Source organism: Paraburkholderia lebeckiae (assembly GCF_050436225.1).
In the GTDB taxonomy this organism is placed as follows: Bacteria; Pseudomonadota; Gammaproteobacteria; order Burkholderiales; family Burkholderiaceae; genus Paraburkholderia; species Paraburkholderia tuberum.
Map to the genome: position 1 here is coordinate 1,955,184 of NZ_JBNDLU010000001.1, position 15,218 is coordinate 1,970,401.

General features: G+C 65.4%; 11 protein-coding genes. 4 read left to right on the forward strand and 7 right to left on the reverse strand.

Annotated elements, in window-relative coordinates:
• Positions 1–10 precede the first annotated feature (10 nt).
• Positions 11–2,920 carry a TonB-dependent siderophore receptor gene (locus tag OKW45_RS09065; RefSeq protein ID WP_162634070.1) on the reverse strand — a complete coding sequence of 970 codons (2,910 nt, stop codon included), beginning with the start codon at positions 2,918–2,920 and terminating at the stop codon, positions 11–13.
• 96 nt (positions 2,921–3,016) lie between these two features.
• Positions 3,017–5,077: a PepSY domain-containing protein gene (locus OKW45_RS09070; RefSeq protein ID WP_429467377.1), complete on the reverse strand. Its 2,061-nt coding sequence runs from the start codon at positions 5,075–5,077 to the stop codon at positions 3,017–3,019.
• A 273-nt stretch (positions 5,078–5,350) separates the two neighbouring features.
• Between OKW45_RS09070 and OKW45_RS09075 the strand changes: the two genes are divergently transcribed.
• Both OKW45_RS09075 and OKW45_RS09080 read left to right on the forward strand, forming a co-directional pair.
• Positions 5,351–6,016 (forward strand): response regulator transcription factor, encoded by a 666-nt coding sequence (locus tag OKW45_RS09075; RefSeq protein ID WP_018423281.1) that lies wholly within the window; start codon positions 5,351–5,353, stop codon positions 6,014–6,016.
• 212 nt (positions 6,017–6,228) lie between these two features.
• Positions 6,229–7,431, forward strand: a complete 1,203-nt coding sequence (locus tag OKW45_RS09080; RefSeq protein WP_429469318.1) for an ATP-binding protein — start codon at positions 6,229–6,231, stop codon at positions 7,429–7,431.
• A gap of 18 nt (positions 7,432–7,449) precedes the next feature.
• Here the strand turns inward: OKW45_RS09080 and OKW45_RS09085 are convergent, their stop codons facing one another.
• The 5 genes from OKW45_RS09085 to OKW45_RS09105 all read right to left on the reverse strand — a co-directional run bounded on the left by OKW45_RS09085 (position 7,450) and on the right by OKW45_RS09105 (position 12,869).
• On the reverse strand, positions 7,450–8,250 hold the full coding sequence (locus tag OKW45_RS09085; protein ID WP_429467379.1) for a hypothetical protein: 801 nt from the start codon (positions 8,248–8,250) through the stop codon (positions 7,450–7,452).
• A gap of 182 nt (positions 8,251–8,432) precedes the next feature.
• Complete coding sequence (locus OKW45_RS09090; RefSeq protein WP_018423284.1) at positions 8,433–9,302, reverse strand: ABC transporter permease; 870 nt, start codon at positions 9,300–9,302, stop codon at positions 8,433–8,435.
• A 26-nt stretch (positions 9,303–9,328) separates the two neighbouring features.
• Complete coding sequence (locus tag OKW45_RS09095) at positions 9,329–10,150, reverse strand: ABC transporter ATP-binding protein (protein ID WP_429467382.1); 822 nt, start codon at positions 10,148–10,150, stop codon at positions 9,329–9,331.
• A 77-nt stretch (positions 10,151–10,227) separates the two neighbouring features.
• Positions 10,228–11,235 carry an ABC transporter substrate-binding protein gene (locus OKW45_RS09100; protein WP_429467386.1) on the reverse strand — a complete coding sequence of 336 codons (1,008 nt, stop codon included), beginning with the start codon at positions 11,233–11,235 and terminating at the stop codon, positions 10,228–10,230.
• Between the two features lie 206 nt (positions 11,236–11,441).
• A complete protein-coding gene (locus OKW45_RS09105; protein WP_429467388.1) occupies positions 11,442–12,869 on the reverse strand; it encodes a substrate-binding domain-containing protein in 1,428 nt (475 codons plus the stop codon).
• 519 nt (positions 12,870–13,388) lie between these two features.
• On the opposite strand from OKW45_RS09105, the gene OKW45_RS09110 reads away from it, so the two are divergent.
• The gene (locus tag OKW45_RS09110) at positions 13,389–14,585 is read left to right on the forward strand and encodes a PstS family phosphate ABC transporter substrate-binding protein (RefSeq protein ID WP_239499220.1); all 1,197 of its coding nucleotides are present in this window, start codon (positions 13,389–13,391) and stop codon (positions 14,583–14,585) included.
• 92 nt (positions 14,586–14,677) lie between these two features.
• On the forward strand, positions 14,678–15,142 hold the full coding sequence (locus OKW45_RS09115) for a hypothetical protein (protein ID WP_429467391.1): 465 nt from the start codon (positions 14,678–14,680) through the stop codon (positions 15,140–15,142).
• The last annotated feature ends 76 nt before the right edge of the window (positions 15,143–15,218 follow it).

Genomic DNA, 15,218 nt, shown 5'->3' on the forward strand with positions numbered 1-15,218 from the left:
CCACGTTTGTTCAAAAATCGATCTTGGCCACCATCCGCACGCTGCGGTCCATTCCTGTGCCAAGCGTGCCGGTCTGCACCGAGTTCCAATAACGCTTGTTGAACAGGTTGTCGACGGCCACCCTGATGTCGACGTGCTTGCCGGCGATCCGGGTCGCGTAGCTGGCGCCGAGCGAGTAGATGGTGTAACCGGGGATGTAGCCCTGGTTCTGCGGGTTCACCGGGCGCTTCGTGATGAACGATGCACGCACCGTGAGCGACAGGCCGGGGAGCCAGAGCGGACGGTGCGTCAGTGCGATGTTGCCGATCCACTTCGGCGTATTCTCCGGCGTACGGCCCTTGATCGTCATGTCGAATTCCGGGTTCTGGACCGCGTGCAGGTACTGGACGGCTTCGGACAGCGACCACTGGCGCGAGATGTCCTGCGTGAGCACGGCTTCCGCGCCCCGGTATTCGATCGTGCCGTCGTTGGCGAAAATCTGCGTAGCCGGATTGGTCACCGCGTTCGCGCGCGTGATGTCGAACACGGACGCGCTGAACTGCAACCACCTGAAGTAGTGATCGCGCACGCCGAACTCGTACTGCGTCGACACCGCGGGCGCAAGGACCTGGTAGGCGTTCTTCGCGTTTGCGGGGGCGACGCCGCCATCCTCGATGCCTTTCATGTAGCTGGCGAACAGGGTGGTGGTCGGCAGCACGTCGTAGAGAATCCCGAATGCCGGAGACCCGACCCAGGTCGATGACGACACCACGCCGTCGTTCGACGACGACCGGCTCTCGCGGAAGCCGAGCAGCAACTTCCACTTCGACCCGATGCCAATCATGTCATAGGTATAGAGGCCGGTATCCGCGTTGACCTGCTTTGGCAGCGACGTGTCGGGATGGGTCGGCACCGGAGTGGGCAACGGGATGGGATCGAAGATGTTGACCCGCACCGGCAACACGATCGTGTTTTGTCTGGGTGTCTCGGCGATGCGCTCGCTGCGCGACACGCCAAACGTGATGTCGTGCGAGAGCGGACCCGTGGCAAATTGACCGAGCAGCTCTGCCCGCTTGTACTTGTTGAAGTAGAGCTGCCTCACCTCACTGACGGTCGGGATGCCGCCTGCCCCGGTGAACACGTTGTATCCGCCGATCCGGGTCGTCGAGCGCGAGCGATCCGAATCCGACTGACCGATTTCGACGAGCGCCTTCCAGCCGGGCGCAATGTCATAGTCGACCCGCCCCTGGACGTTCGTCGTCTTCGCGGAGAAAACCGCCCACGGGCCCGACAGCAGATTCCTCGGATCGGGCACGCGCGGCAACGTGATGTGTCCGTTGACCGCAGTCGGCAGGCTGATGCTGCCCTGCTCGACGACGTCCTTCCGATAAGTCTCGACATCGAACTGGAAATGCAGGCGGTTGGTGACCTGCCAGTCGGCGCCAACGCTGCCGAACCAGCCGCGCCCATTCGCACCGTGCACACCATTTTCGAGGTGCGTATCGGATGCGTTCACGCGGAGGCCGACCTGCTTTTCGCTGCCGAATCGATGGCTAACGTCGGCCGCGACGCCGAACTGCCCGAACGAGTTGCCGAGCAGCGCCACCGAGGCGACGTCCCTGTCCATCGGCGCGCGCTTCGTCACCATGTTGAGGATGCCCGCGGGGCTTGCAACGCCGAACATCAGCGCGTTCGCGCCCTTCAGCGTCTCCACGCGCTCCTTGTCCTCCGCCGGCACCGACATCACGTTCGCGGTCGGCAGGCCGCCGTTGAGCCGGTAGTTCGCGAACAGGTTGACCTTGATGCCGCGAATGCTGGCCGCGTCGGCAGGGCTGCCCGACGAGTTGGTCGGCGCGACGCCGGCCTGGTTCTTGACCGCGTCGGTCACGCCTTCCGTCGCCGTCTGCAGCGCGCCGGCGCCCATCACCTCCTTGGTCATCGGCAGCGATTGCGTGTTGCCGAGCGCCTGCGCGTCGAGTCGCGCCGTAATCACCGACGTCGCCGGCACGAGCTGCCTCGGTTCGTACAACGCCGCGGCATCGCGGATCCGCCCTCGCAATTCATCCCGGATCTTCTCGGCCTTCTTCACGAGCACCTCCTGGTCGTCGCCGACGCGGTACGGCATCACCACGCCGAGCGCGCCGATCGTAGCGCCGCCGGCGTCCTGCAGCGGCAGTTCCACTTCGAGGCGATCTCCTTCGCGGCCGACCTCGACATGCGGCTTGCCGGTCTCGATGACACGCCGGTCGTCCGCATCGGCAGGCTTGCCGATGCGCCCGATGTTCGACGCGATGATCGGATAGTCGCCGCCCCCGCCCGGGCGCGCCACGTGCATCACGAGCGCCATCACGTCGCGGCGCTTGCGGATCACCTCGTCGACGAGCGTCTGCGCGTACGGATTCTCCGGAATGCCTTTGGTCGGGAGCACCGGATCGAAGAGTTCGTTCCCGTAGCGGATCTGCCGGCTCAGCTCGTCGCGGATGAGTGCGCCCGCCCGGATCAACGCCTCCTTGTCGAGCCCCGACCCCGGCGGATACGGGAACGTCACTTCGACTTCGCCGATCACTTTGCGCGTGACGTCGAGCAGCGGCAGATGCACCTCGACGTTCTGGTCGCCTCGCTTGTTCACTTCCACGAACGGCGTACCGGTCTTGACCACGTCGAGATCGTCGGGGTCCGACTTCCTGCCGATCCGGTTCGCGGACTTGGCTGCGACGATGACGCTTTCCGCTCCTCCGGGGGGGCGCATATGAAGATCCAGCTCGACGAGCTCCGGGTGCAGCGCGACCGTGCGGTCCACCAGCTGCTGCGCGTAGAGCTTCGCATGTCCGGGCTGCGGCGCGAGTGCATTCTCGCGCGTGCCACCGTCGGCCTGCGCGTAGAGCGCCGGCGAAAACAACACCATGACGGCCATTGCCACCATCGTTCTTCCAATCACCACGGTCTCCTCCAGCTTGATTGGATTATTGGTCTTCGATCCGGTCCGCCGCGGCGGGCATCGCGCCGGATGGCACGATGCCCGCGTTTGCGCCGCCGGTCAGATGTCCAGCACCAGCAGATCCCCTTTCGCGCGCGAACAGCAGGGTGTGAAATGTCCGTGCCGCTCCCGTTGCGCGGCGGTCAGCACGCAGTCGAGATGGTCGACTTCGCCGACGATCACCCGCGTGATGCAGGTGCCGCAGACACCCTGCTCGCACGACGTCGGGATCCTGACGCCGTGTTCGGCCAGCGACGCGACGACGGACTTGTGCTCGGGAATCCGGTACACCTTGCCCGTGCTGACGAGCTGCACGTCGAACGCATGCGTCGCCATGGGCTTCTGCGCAATCGACGCGAAGCGCTCGCAGTGCAGCTGCCGCTCGGGCCAGCCGCGATTCCGTGCGGCGCACAGCACCGCATCGATGAACCCCGCGGGTCCGCATATGTACAGATGCGTGCGAGGCGACTGACTGTCGAGCACGCGCTCGATGTCGAAGCGTTGCTCCGCGCGTTCGTCGCTGAAGTGGAACCTGGCCCGGCCGGCGAACGGCGCCCGCACGAGCCGCTGCACGAACGCCGCGCGCGACTGCGAGCGTGCGCAATAGTGCAGCTCGAAATCGGCGTGGCGCCGCGCGAGCCGTTCCGCCATGCCGAGGATCGGCGTGATGCCGATCCCTCCCGCAAGCAGCAGCGAACGCGGCGCGGTCTCGTCCAGCGCGAAGTGATTGACCGGCACACCAATGTCGAGCAGATCGCCTTCGTGAACCCGCTCGTGCATGGCCGCCGATCCGCCGCGCGAATCCGCAACGCGCAGCACGGCGATCAGGTAGCGCCGCCGCTCGCGCGGATCGCCGCACAGCGAGTACTGGCGCACGAGACCGTCGCCAAGATGCACGTCGATATGCGCGCCGGCCGCGAACCGCGGCAGTTTGCGTCCCGCCGGATCCGTCAATTCGAACGCGCACACACCGTCGGCCTCGACCGTTTTCTTCGCGACGCGCACGGTCAGGCGTGCGTCGCTCGCCACCGGACGCCACGTGCGCCGCAGGACGTTCCGGACGCCGGTGTAAGCGAGTACCGGAACGCACAGCGCGCCGAACAGCAGCAACAGTCGTCCGAATACACCGCCAATCGCGCCGGTGTGCCACGACAACGCCCAGAAATACAGCTTGTGCCCGACGCTGCTCCGCGAATACGGAACGAACCGCAGCACCTTGCCCGTGTATGCGTCGATGAACAACATCGTACGTGCATTCGGATGCGGCGCCGCGCGATCGATCAGGTACATCTCTACCGGATCACGCGATTTCTCGGGGATGTGCAGCAGCGCATCCTGCGGGTCGGGCGACAGTGCCTGTGCGGTGCGCCAGGAGCTTTCGAGCGTTTGCCGCCTTGCGCCGTTCGCGGGCACGGCCGATTTCGGCGGACTGGCGGGCTGCGGTGAACCGGTGATCGCATAGATGCCGTGCGCGTACCAGTCGAACGCCCACGGCAGCCCGGTCAGCACCGTCAGCAGCAGGATCGCGCTGGCGTAGAGCCCGATCGTCCGATGCAGCCGATACGTGAATGCCTGTCCACGCGCGCCGGGTCCGGTCGTGAACGCGACTCGCCAGCCGTGACGTGAGCGTGGCCACCAGAGCGCGATGCCGCCACCGATCATCAGCATGCCGAACAGGAGCGCGCTCGTGCCGGTAATCACGTTGCCGTGCTTCATGAAGCGGAACTGATGAATCTGCTCGAGCGTGCCGAGCAGGCCACCGTAGCGCGAGCGTTCGCCCAACACGTCTCCAGTGCAAGGATTGAGGTAGACGAACACCTGATCGGTGAAGCGCACCATCGCGGACGGCATGCGCGGCGCATGGTGCTTGCCGGCGACCAGCCGAATGTAGTCGAGCGTCGCCGACGGACGGGATGCGGCCGCATTCGCGGTCAATGTGTCAAGCGGTACGCGCGCCGCGCAGGTCGGCACCGTCAGCAGATCGCGATTGAGCACCGGCTCGAGGCTGGGCCGGAATGCGATGGATGCACCCGTGATCGCCATCAGGAGAATCACGACCCCGACGGTCAGGCCGCACCAGCGATGGATCTGCAAGACGAGCGGACGGAATGCGGGTTTCATGGGTTGCCTGGGCGACGACTGTTGATGTCCATCATCTTTGTCGGCGAACCTGAATGAAGTCTGAATTCAGCGCAAAGTCGGGGTAAGTCCCAACTCATTGCGCGTGACTTATCGCCCCACGACCCACATGCGCGCTTCCAACCTGAAACAGACGCGAACGCTTCCTGAATTTGCGTTCAGAAAAATCGGGAAAACCCCCGCAGGGCCATGCTTCGCTTGTCACGGACATCCGCTTGCGCTAGCCTGAAATTCCCTCGCGTTCGCGCTTTTATCATGAAGATCCTTATCGTCGAAGACCAGCGCAAGCTCGGCCTGTACCTCAAGCAGGCGTTAAGCGAACGCGCGTATACGGTGACGTGGGTTGAAAGTTGCGCCGAGGCGCGCGAAGCGCTATGCGAGTCGAGCTATGACGTCATCGTGCTCGATCTCGGCTTGCCCGACGGTGATGGCCTGGAGCTGCTTCGCGAATGGCGCGCGGCCGGATTCAATGAGCCGGTGTTGATCCTCAGCGCGCGCGACGCCGTCGAGGATCGCGTCAAGGGCCTCGATGTCGGCGCCGATGACTACCTGCCCAAGCCGTTCAGCCTGGAAGAACTGCTCGCGCGCATGCGCTCGCTGCTTCGCCGCCAATCGTCCGTCAAGGAAACCGTGCTTCAGCATGAGGGCATCAAGCTTGACCTGCTGAGCCACACCGTCCATCTGAACGGCAAGCCGATCGATCTCACCAGCCGCGAGTTCGCGTTACTGGAAGTCTTCCTGCAGAATCCCGGCCGCATCCTGACCCGGACGCTGATAGCGGAGAAGATCTGGGAATCCCATTACGACGTCGACACCAACCTGCTCGACGTTTACATGAGCCGGCTGCGCGGCAAGTTCGAGGCGCCGCTCGGCAAGCCGCTGTTCAAGACGGTGCGCGGCGTCGGTTACCAGCTGCTATGAAATCCATCGGCGCGCGGCTCGCCATCTGCTACGTACTCGCTTCGACTGTCACGTTTGCGTCGCTGTTTCTTGCCGGAAGGTATTTCATCGAACATCACGCGATCCACGCGCTGGATCTGCTCAACCAATCTGAGTTCGAACAGATTCGCGCCGGCCAGACCGCGCTCGGCGCGAAGCCGACGGAGGCGGAGCTGCGCCAGCGTGTGCAGGCGATGATGTCCGGCAACCTGGAACTGTTCTTTACGGAGATCTACGGGCCCGGTGGCACGGTGGTGTTTCGCTCACCGGAGCTTAACGGTCGCGATATTGCCCCGTCGCCTCGCGACCAGGCGTTCAATGCGAATATCGATGGGCTGGGCGAACTGCGCGCGGGCAAGTTCGCGCTCGGACCGTACACGGTCGTGTTGGCAACGACGAAGGAGCACGTGCGCGTGGTGATGAGCGCGTACGAGCATACCTTTTACGGGCTGCTGATCGTCATGATCGCGGTCAGCAGCGTGATCGGCTACGGCTTCAGCCGAATGGCGCTGCGGCCGCTGCGGCTGATCCAGGACACCGCCGACCGCATCCGCTCGGACAACCTGAGCGAGCGCATTCCGTTGTCAGGCGCGCGCGACGAGATTTCGGACCTGGCGCGCCTGCTCAACCAGATGTTCGACCGTCTCGAAGCGTCGTTCGACCAGATCCGGCGGTTTACAGCTGAGGCCTCCCACGAACTCAAGACGCCCCTGACGCTAGTGCGCTTGCAAGCCGAGAAACTGGTCGTCGACGGTCAGTTGACGCCAGCGCAGGAACAGGCGGTGCAAATTCAGATCAAGGAACTCGCGCACCTCAACCGCATCATCGAGGACCTGCTGTTCCTGTCGCGTGCCGACGCACACGCGATTTCGCTCGATCTGAGGCCGCAGGACCCGGAACTGTTCCTGCAGAACTTCGCGCAAGACGCCCACGTACTCGCCGAACACCGCGAGCAGCGCTTCTTCCTGACCCATCACGGCAGCGGACAGGCCGCAATCGAGTCGAAATGGATCCGCCAGGTGCTCCTGAACCTGCTCAGCAACGCACTGGCGGCCTCCCCTCCGGGAAGCCGCGTCACCTTGCGTTCCACGCTGGTGAACCAATGCTGGCAGGTCCGCGTGGAGGACGAGGGTCCCGGCGTAGCCGCCGAACAGCGCGAGCGCATCTTCGAACGCTTCGTGCGCATCCGTCGTCCGGGCGACGAAGACAAGGGCAGCGGCCTGGGCCTCGCCATCTGCCGCAGTATCGTCGAGCTGCACGGCGGCCACATCTTCGCGGAGGCCGGGCCAGACGGCCGCGGCTTGTCGATGGTCTTCGAGATTCCCGCCGTCACGCCGTCCGACACCGCGGACAATACCCCCTTCAAAGCGCCGCTCCATTCCACCGACGCCGCCTGAGCATACCGCGGGCGCGAGTCACAGGTCGAGCTGATAACCGACGTAATAGGAGAAGCGATTAGTGTCGCTCACGTGAGTGAGGCCGCGCCCGGCGGAGAACAGGATGCGGTCGTGCTCCGTCAGCCCGTAGGTGCCGCCGAGGTTGAAGCCAATCGCGGACGGATCGTCCCTGGTCGCCGCCCCGGTGTAGAAGACCTCGCCGCCAAGCTGAAGTCGTTCGCCGAACTTGCGCAGGACGGCCCAACCGCCGGTCCAGTAACCCTTCCGTCCCGCATGGCGGTTGACGACGTATCCACCACCGCCGAACGTCGTCCAGTTACCGATCGTCTTCTGCGCCCACAGCGGTAGCAGCACGTGCGCGTGGCCGTCACCGAGGCTCAGGTGGTCGTTGCCGGACGGCAGTGTGACGCTGGGCGCGAACGCGACCTGCGGACGCCAGCCCGCCTCGTCCTCGGTGATGAAGCGGTACTTCGCGCCCAGTTCGGTATCACCGAATCCGTAATGGGTGCGATCTCCGGTTTCGTGCATGAACGCCATGCCGACCGTCGCGGTGATCTGCAGGTTCTCCACCAATCCGTAGTTGATCTCGAGACCCGGCAGCGTGCCGCTGTGACTGCCGGCGCGCACGGTGCCCGACGCGGCGGCATCGATCTCGAAATGCCCCCGTTCGACGGGTTCCGGATCGTCGGTCACGAACGGCGGGCCGGCAAGCGCGCCATGGCAAACCAGGCATGCGCCGAAGGCGAGCGCCGCCTTGACGAATCGCGCATGATACGGGGCGCGGTACGCGGCCGACTCCGGATGACGGGTGGACGACATGAGGCCGATTCTCCTGATCGAAGGGTGGCCGGCGCTGCGTGCGAGCGCCCGGCATGAGGCACGAGCGGGATGGGTCAGGACGGTTGGGGCGGGCAGATGCGCGGCGACGCGTGGCCGGCCGGCGCGAACTGCGGATGCCGCGCCGGTCCGTCAGACACGCGGACCGGCGCGGCGCGCGGGGATCAGTGGCCCGCGTCGGAGAACTGCGGCGGGCGCCATTTCAGGAGCTTGTTCTCGAGCTGCGTGAGCACGAACTCCGCACCCAGCGCGACGACGGCGAGCACGATCATCGCGGCGAACACGCCGGCCGCGTTGAACGCGCCCTGCGCGGTCGAGATCAGCAGCCCGATCCCTTGCTTCGAGCCGAGAAATTCACCGACCACGGCACCCACCAAGGCGAACCCGAAGCTCACGTGCAGGCTCGCCAGGATCCAGCTCATCGCGGCCGGCAGCACGACCGTCAGCGTCACGGCGTGCTTCGAGGCGCCCAGGATGTGCGCGTTCGCGATCAGGTTGCGGTCCGCCTCGCGCACGCCCTGGAACGCGTTCGAGAACACCACGAAGAACACCATGACGAAAGCCAGCGCGACCTTGGACGCCATGCCGAGCCCCAGCGCGATGATGAACACCGAGCCGAGCACCACGCGCGGGATCGAGTTCGCGATCTTGATGTACAGGCTGAAAACGTCGGCGAGCAGCTTGTTGCGGCCCAGTACGATCCCGGCGAACACGCCTGCCACGCTGCCGATCAGGAAGCCGAGCCCGGTTTCCTCCAGCGTCACCAGCACTTGCACCCAGAGCGGGCCTTGCGAGGTTCCCTCGGTGAGCCACTGCCAGATCTGCACGGCGATCAGCGAAGGCGTCGAGAAGAAGAAAGGATCGATCCAGCCCACGCGCCCGGCGAGTTCCCATCCGCCCAGCGTGACGACCAGCACCGCGAGCCGCAGCACATACACCAGCGTCTGGCGCCGACGTATGCTTGCCTGGGCCCGCACTTCCACCTGCCGCAGTTCGATCTCGTTCGATGCGGCTCCTGTCATCGGGATATTCATGCTTTCCTCAATGCGCCCCTGGGCGCTCAGATGTGGACCTCGTCGCGAAGATCGTTCCAGATCTGCCGCGACAGTTCGATAAAGCGGGGGGAATAGCGCGCTTCCGCGACGTCGCGCGGGCGCGGCAGGTCGATTTCGTACGACGTCTTGACGGTCGCCGGTCCGGACGTCAGCACGAATACCTTGTCCGCGAGCGCGATGGCCTCCTCGATGTCGTGCGTGACGAACACCACCGATGCGCCATTCACGCTCCACAGATGCAGCAACTCGTCCTGCATCAGCATGCGTGTCTGGACGTCGAGCGCCGAGAACGGCTCGTCCATCAGCAGGATCTCGGGTTCGTTGATGAAGGTCTGAGCCAGCGCGACGCGCTTGCGCATGCCGCCGGAGAGCTGGTGCGGATAGTGGCGTTCGAAACGAACCAGACCGACGCGGCGAATCCATTCCATCGCGCGCTCGTACGCCTGCGCCTTGTTCTCGCCGCGGTACAGCGGACCGGCCGCGATGTTATCGAGCACGCTCTTCCATGGGAACACCGCGTCGGACTGGAACACGAAGCCGATGCGGCGATCGATGCCGGTGACCGGATTGCCCCAGATCCTGACCGCGCCGGCGCTCGGCGTGGCAAGGCCCGTGATCAGGCTGAGCGTGGTGGATTTGCCGCACCCGGTCGGGCCGACGACGGCGCAGAACTCGCCCTTCGCGACGCGCATGCTGAAGTTCTGCAGCGCCATGATCGCTTTGCCCTCCGGGCTGACGAAGCGGCGGCTGACGCGGTCGAGTTCGATCGCCGGAACGTCGTTCGAGGCGGCGGCGGGATACGGCATGGTTGCCTGGGAGGCTGTCATTGGATTGCCACCTTTAGGAGACTGGATTCGACGAAACGCCCGCGACGGCTCGCTGTCGGGCCGTCACGCAGGCGCGGCTACTTGACCTGCGCGGCGTTGACGAACTCGGTGGTGAAGGTCTTCGACAGGTCGATCTTGTGCCCCATCACAGCTCTATCAAACGACCCGAGCACCTTGAGCACGGTGGGCGGCCCCGATTCCGGCATGCGGCCGTCGGCGATGAACGACACCTTGCCGTTGGCCAGCGCCTTCATGTACGACGCGCGGTCCCCAGCGTAGTAGTCGGCGGGCATCTGGGCGGTAATCTCCTCCGCGCTGTGCGTATTGATGTAGCGCAGCGTCTTGACGAACGCGTTCGCGAGTTTCTGCACCGTCGCCTTGTGCGACTGTACCCAGTCGTTCTGCATGTACAGACTGGCCGCCGGGTACAGGCCGCCGAGCCACTTCTGCGTGCTCTCGGGCGAGCGCAGATCGACCAGGACCAGTGCGTCACCGGTGTTGACGAGGCGCGAGACCGTCGGTTCGGTGGTCATGCCGCCGTCGATCTTGCCCTGCTTGAGCGCGGCGATGAACGTGTTGCCCGCGCCAACGGGCAGCGCCGTCATCTCCGACGTCTTCACGCCGTGCGACACGCCGAGGTATTGGGTTAGGAAGTTGGTCGACGAGCCAAGCCCGGTGACGCCAAGCGTCAAGCCGCGGAAGTCAGCGGGCGACTTTACCTTGCCGGCGAGCTTCGACGAGATCAATTCGACTTCGCCAGGCGTGTGGCTGAACTGTACGACGGACTCGATGTACTTGCCTTTCGACTGCAGGTCGATGGTGTGGTCGTAGAAGCCGACGACGCCCTGCACCGTGCCGGCGACCAGTTCGTTCTCGGCATCGACGCCCGCCGCCTCGTTGATGAGCTCGACGTCGAGGCCCTGCTCCTTGAAATAGCCGAGCCGCTCGGCGAGCTTGGCCGGCAGATAGATCTGCTTTTCCATGCCGCCGACCATCAGGGTGAGCTTCTCGGCAGCATGCGCAGCCGGAACCAGGGTGCCGAGCATCAGCGCGCCAGCGGCGATGCGCAGGACAGTGTGTTTCATGGGATGTCTCCTCCGGTTTCGATAGGTATGGCGTGCCGTTTTCCACATGGCGTTCGCGTCGCGTCCCGGATCAGGGACGGGTGGGCTCACGGAACGGTTTGAGTTATACGGGGCAACCTTAAAGTCAGGCTGAACGGAAAATGAACGCCTATTCAGGGACCGCCGGCGCCGCACGCGGCATGCGCCCGGACCGATCCGCGCGGCGCCTACCTGAGCTTCGCCAGCTCTTCGCGCGCCTCCGCCGCGTTCAGCGGGAAGTACGCCGAATAGCGCACCGGCTCCTGGCCGTCGCGGCTCAGGATGTAGCGCAGGAACGCTTTCACCGGCGGCGTCAGCGGACGGTTCAGGCGGATGTACATGTAGCGTGTGAGTGGATACTTGCCGCTCGCCGCATTCTCGGCATCGAGCGCATAGAACGGCTCGCCGTCCCGGCGCGCCACCGCCAGCGTCTTGAGTCCGGGGCCGCCTTCCTCGAGTCCGCCAAAGCCGATCGCGCCCGGATTCCCAGCGATCGCGCGCGCAGTGTCGTCGATCGATCCCTCGTGGACGGCGCTGTTCCACGCTCCGCCTGCCAGCACCATGACCTGCATCGACATCGCGTTCGGCGCGACGTGCGGCGGGATGTAGATCGTGATCGGACGGTCGGCCCACTCGCCGGTCAGGCCAAGCTGGCCCCACCGCGTGATACCCGGGTTCTGCCGCAGGATCGACGCCAGTTGCGCCAGCGTGACGCCGTTGAGCGGATTGTCCGGATGCACGAAGATCGCCTGGGCCGTGGTCCGTTGCGGCGTGTTGAAACCGCCACGCGCGACGCGGATTTCGAGCGGCGCCGCGTGACGGATTTGCGCATAGACAGCCCGCTCGTCCGGCCAGAGTTCGCGGCCCATCGGCGCCATTCCGGTGTCGCCCGCGAGCAGCGCGTGAAACCCGTTCAACGTGCCGAGGTGTTCCCATCGATCGCCCTTGCGCACGGCGGGCTGTACGTGCGTGAAGCCGTCGATCCACGTGTCCATCAGCGACTTCATCCCGTCGCTGCCGACGCTGTCGATCTCGCCGTGCAGGCCGGCCACGGGACGATAGACGGCCAGTTGCGCGTCAAGCGGCGGCAGGAAGCCGTCGAGCTTCGCGCGTTCACACGCGGCCTGCGCGGCGGTGAGCGGCGCAAAGCGTTTCTGCGCGGCGACGATCGCCTGACCCTCGTCGCTCAACGCAAACGCCACGAACGCCTTGACCTTGGGCGGCAGCGGCGCGCCGGGACGCCGGTTCACGGCGAGATAGGCCGCCTGCCCGTCGAGGCTCGCGACGCGAACGAACAGCGGCGACTTCATCATGTCGCCTGCGAACTGGTGCGCGTACGGCTGCAGCTCCGTCTGTAACGGCTCACGCGCGAGCGGTGCGATATCGGCGTCGCCGAACATGAGCGCGCCGAATGCGGTCGCACTGCCGGCGTGCCGCCAATGCGGCCCGCGATGGATCCCCGGCTGGCGTCGCTCGAAGGCGGCCAGCCACGCGTCGAGCAGCGGCCCCATCGCGTCGTCCCCGACGCTGCTGAGCGTTCCGCTCAGGTTCGGGAGCGATCGATAGGCCGGCAAGCCTGCAACGGTATCGGCCGCCTGCGCAATGCACGGCGGCATGAGTGCCAGACAGGCCGCAAGCAGGAGGCCGGCTCCGGTACGACGAGGACGCGCCGCGGGCGCGCATGCATCCTGCGAGCGCAATGGCCGGGACCAGCACGACAGGGGCGGCATCGATGACGATGCGCGCCGCAATGGAGAATCGAAAACAGGCACGGGGGTCTCCTGCCGGATGTGGAGAATGGCGCGCAGCGGGCCGGCTTCCGGTCAGGAACGCGGCCCCGCCATCGCGCCCGGAGAAGCTGCCCCGACGGTACGGCGGCACGCTGAAGCCAACCTGAATCGATGCTAAAAATTCGTTCATGCTCGGCAGGGGCGTTCCATGAACGGATTTTCAGAATGTCTTCAGATTGCGTTCATCCGGCGACACTATCGTTGGACGCATGGCATGGGCGTTGCGCCGTTCGCCGCATCTCGCGCAGGCCGGCGCGATCACCGCGTTTCAACTTTCGCGCCGCCTGCCTCAAAATGGAGCGGCAGTGGAATCACGCACGCTTTGAACAAAGGAGGAGACATCTCGTGAATCGAAACCAACCCCGTTGCGGGACGAACCGGCGCATGCCGCGCCGCCGTTCGGCTCGCCTGATCATTGCCACTGCCGCGGCGTCGGTCTGGGCGGTGGGCGCCGCGGGTGCCGACACCCCATCCACGCCGATGGTCGAGTGGGTTGTGCCCGCGCTCAAGACGGTGGCGCCGCAAACCAAGGAACAAGCCGACGATGGGATGAAGGTCGGACGCGCGCTGGCCGAGCCGGAAATCCTGCAGCCGCGCCTCGACGCGGCCCTGCCCGACTACCAGCCCCGCACCGACCTCAAGCTCGCCGGCACGTTCAGGGGCGCGGCTTCCGACGTGCTGCCGTCGCTCGTCAACCGCTGGATCGAAGGCTTCAGGCAGTATTACCCGAACGTCGACATCCGCATTTCCCCACCGTACGCGGGCAGCCTCGGCGCGAAGGAGCTGGTCAAGGAGAAGCTCGACTTCGTGTTCGTCTCGCGCGAGCTCAAGCCGGACGACGTCACCGACTTCAAGGCGAAGTTCGGCTACGGCCCGCTCAGCGTACCGATTTCCGGGGGCTCGTACCGGCATTTCGGCTTCCTGGACGCGATCGGCTTCTTCGTCAACAAGGACAACCCGCTGGAAAAGCTCAGCTACGACCAGATCGACGCGCTCTACTCGCGCACGCACCTGCGCGGCGGCAAGCCGATCAAGACTTGGGGCGACCTCGGTCTCACCGGGGAATGGGCCGACAAGCCGGTGCACGTCTACGCGATCACGCCGTGGAACGGGTTCGAGGAGTTCATCCGGCAACGCGTGCTGAGCGCCAACGGTCAACGCGGCGAGTGGCGCGACGACATCCATTACGACAAGCTCGTGTTCCCGCTCGCGAAAGACGTGGCCGACGATCGCTACGGCATCGGATTCTCGGGCATCGCCTATATCGACGCGCCCGTGAAGATGCTGCCGCTTGCCGCATCGGACAACGGTCCGTACGTCGCGCCGACGTACGAGAACGTCGCGCTGGCGACTTATCCGCTGAGCCGGCTGATCTATTTCAACACCAACAAGGCGCCCGGCAAGCCGCTCGATCCGGCCATCGCCGAGTTCCTCCGCTACGTGCTGAGCAAGCAGGGCCAGCAAGCCGTGATCGATCACGCGATGTACGTGCCGCTGCGCGCGCAGCAAGCGGATAGCTCGCGCGCGATGCTCGCCAACTGACCGCGCGCCGCTCGTCTCCCCCTCGCCAACCCGGCGCCGCTTGCCGGTCCCGCGCATTCCCGCCGGGCGGCGCCGATTCCTGGAGTGTCCACATGCACCGACCCATCCGCGCCGCCACGGCGGCGCTTTTGCTCGCCTCGGCCGTGTCTGCATACGCCGCCACGACCGCCGCGCCCTACGCGCAGCAACTCGTCGATGCCACGCTGGCCGCGCATCCCGAGCTGACGATCCTCGCGCTGCACGTCACCCCGCCGACCGGAAGCGACAACGTCATCATCGCGTCGAACATCGGCCGTATCGGCAAGTCCGCCGATGCCGACGACCTGGCCGTGCTCGACAGCGGCCAGCCCCGCGTCGAGGTGACGAAAACCGGCGATCTGTCGGTCGAGCTGCCGATGCGCGACGCCAACGGCAAGACGATCGGCGTTATCGGCTCGACATTCCGCTACGCGCCGGGCGTCGATCGCAACATGATCGTGCGCCGGGCCGAGCAGGTGCGCGACGAGCTGGCCGGAAGCACGCCATCGCTCGCGGCGCTGTTTCAACCCAGGCACTGACTGGCGTCGTCTGTCTGAAAATCTATTAAGGATACCTTCAGGTCGGGTTCAGCTTCATGGCCCACCATCGTGGCAA

What these genes read in the sequence shown, in the direction of transcription:
- OKW45_RS09075 (WP_018423281.1), top strand. Translation starts at nt 5,351, where the DNA reads ATGAAGATCCTTATCGTCGAAGACCAGCGCAAGCTCGGCCTGTACCTC.
- OKW45_RS09115 (WP_429467391.1), top strand. Translation starts at nt 14,678, where the DNA reads ATGCACCGACCCATCCGCGCCGCCACGGCGGCGCTTTTGCTCGCCTCG.
- OKW45_RS09085 (WP_429467379.1), bottom strand. Translation starts at nt 8,250, where the DNA reads ATGTCGTCCACCCGTCATCCGGAGTCGGCCGCGTACCGCGCCCCGTAT.
- OKW45_RS09100 (WP_429467386.1), bottom strand. Translation starts at nt 11,235, where the DNA reads ATGAAACACACTGTCCTGCGCATCGCCGCTGGCGCGCTGATGCTCGGC.
- OKW45_RS09090 (WP_018423284.1), bottom strand. Translation starts at nt 9,302, where the DNA reads ATGAATATCCCGATGACAGGAGCCGCATCGAACGAGATCGAACTGCGG.
- OKW45_RS09080 (WP_429469318.1), top strand. Translation starts at nt 6,229, where the DNA reads ATGATGTCCGGCAACCTGGAACTGTTCTTTACGGAGATCTACGGGCCC.
- OKW45_RS09105 (WP_429467388.1), bottom strand. Translation starts at nt 12,869, where the DNA reads ATGCCGCCGTGCATTGCGCAGGCGGCCGATACCGTTGCAGGCTTGCCG.
- OKW45_RS09095 (WP_429467382.1), bottom strand. Translation starts at nt 10,150, where the DNA reads ATGACAGCCTCCCAGGCAACCATGCCGTATCCCGCCGCCGCCTCGAAC.
- OKW45_RS09070 (WP_429467377.1), bottom strand. Translation starts at nt 5,077, where the DNA reads ATGAAACCCGCATTCCGTCCGCTCGTCTTGCAGATCCATCGCTGGTGC.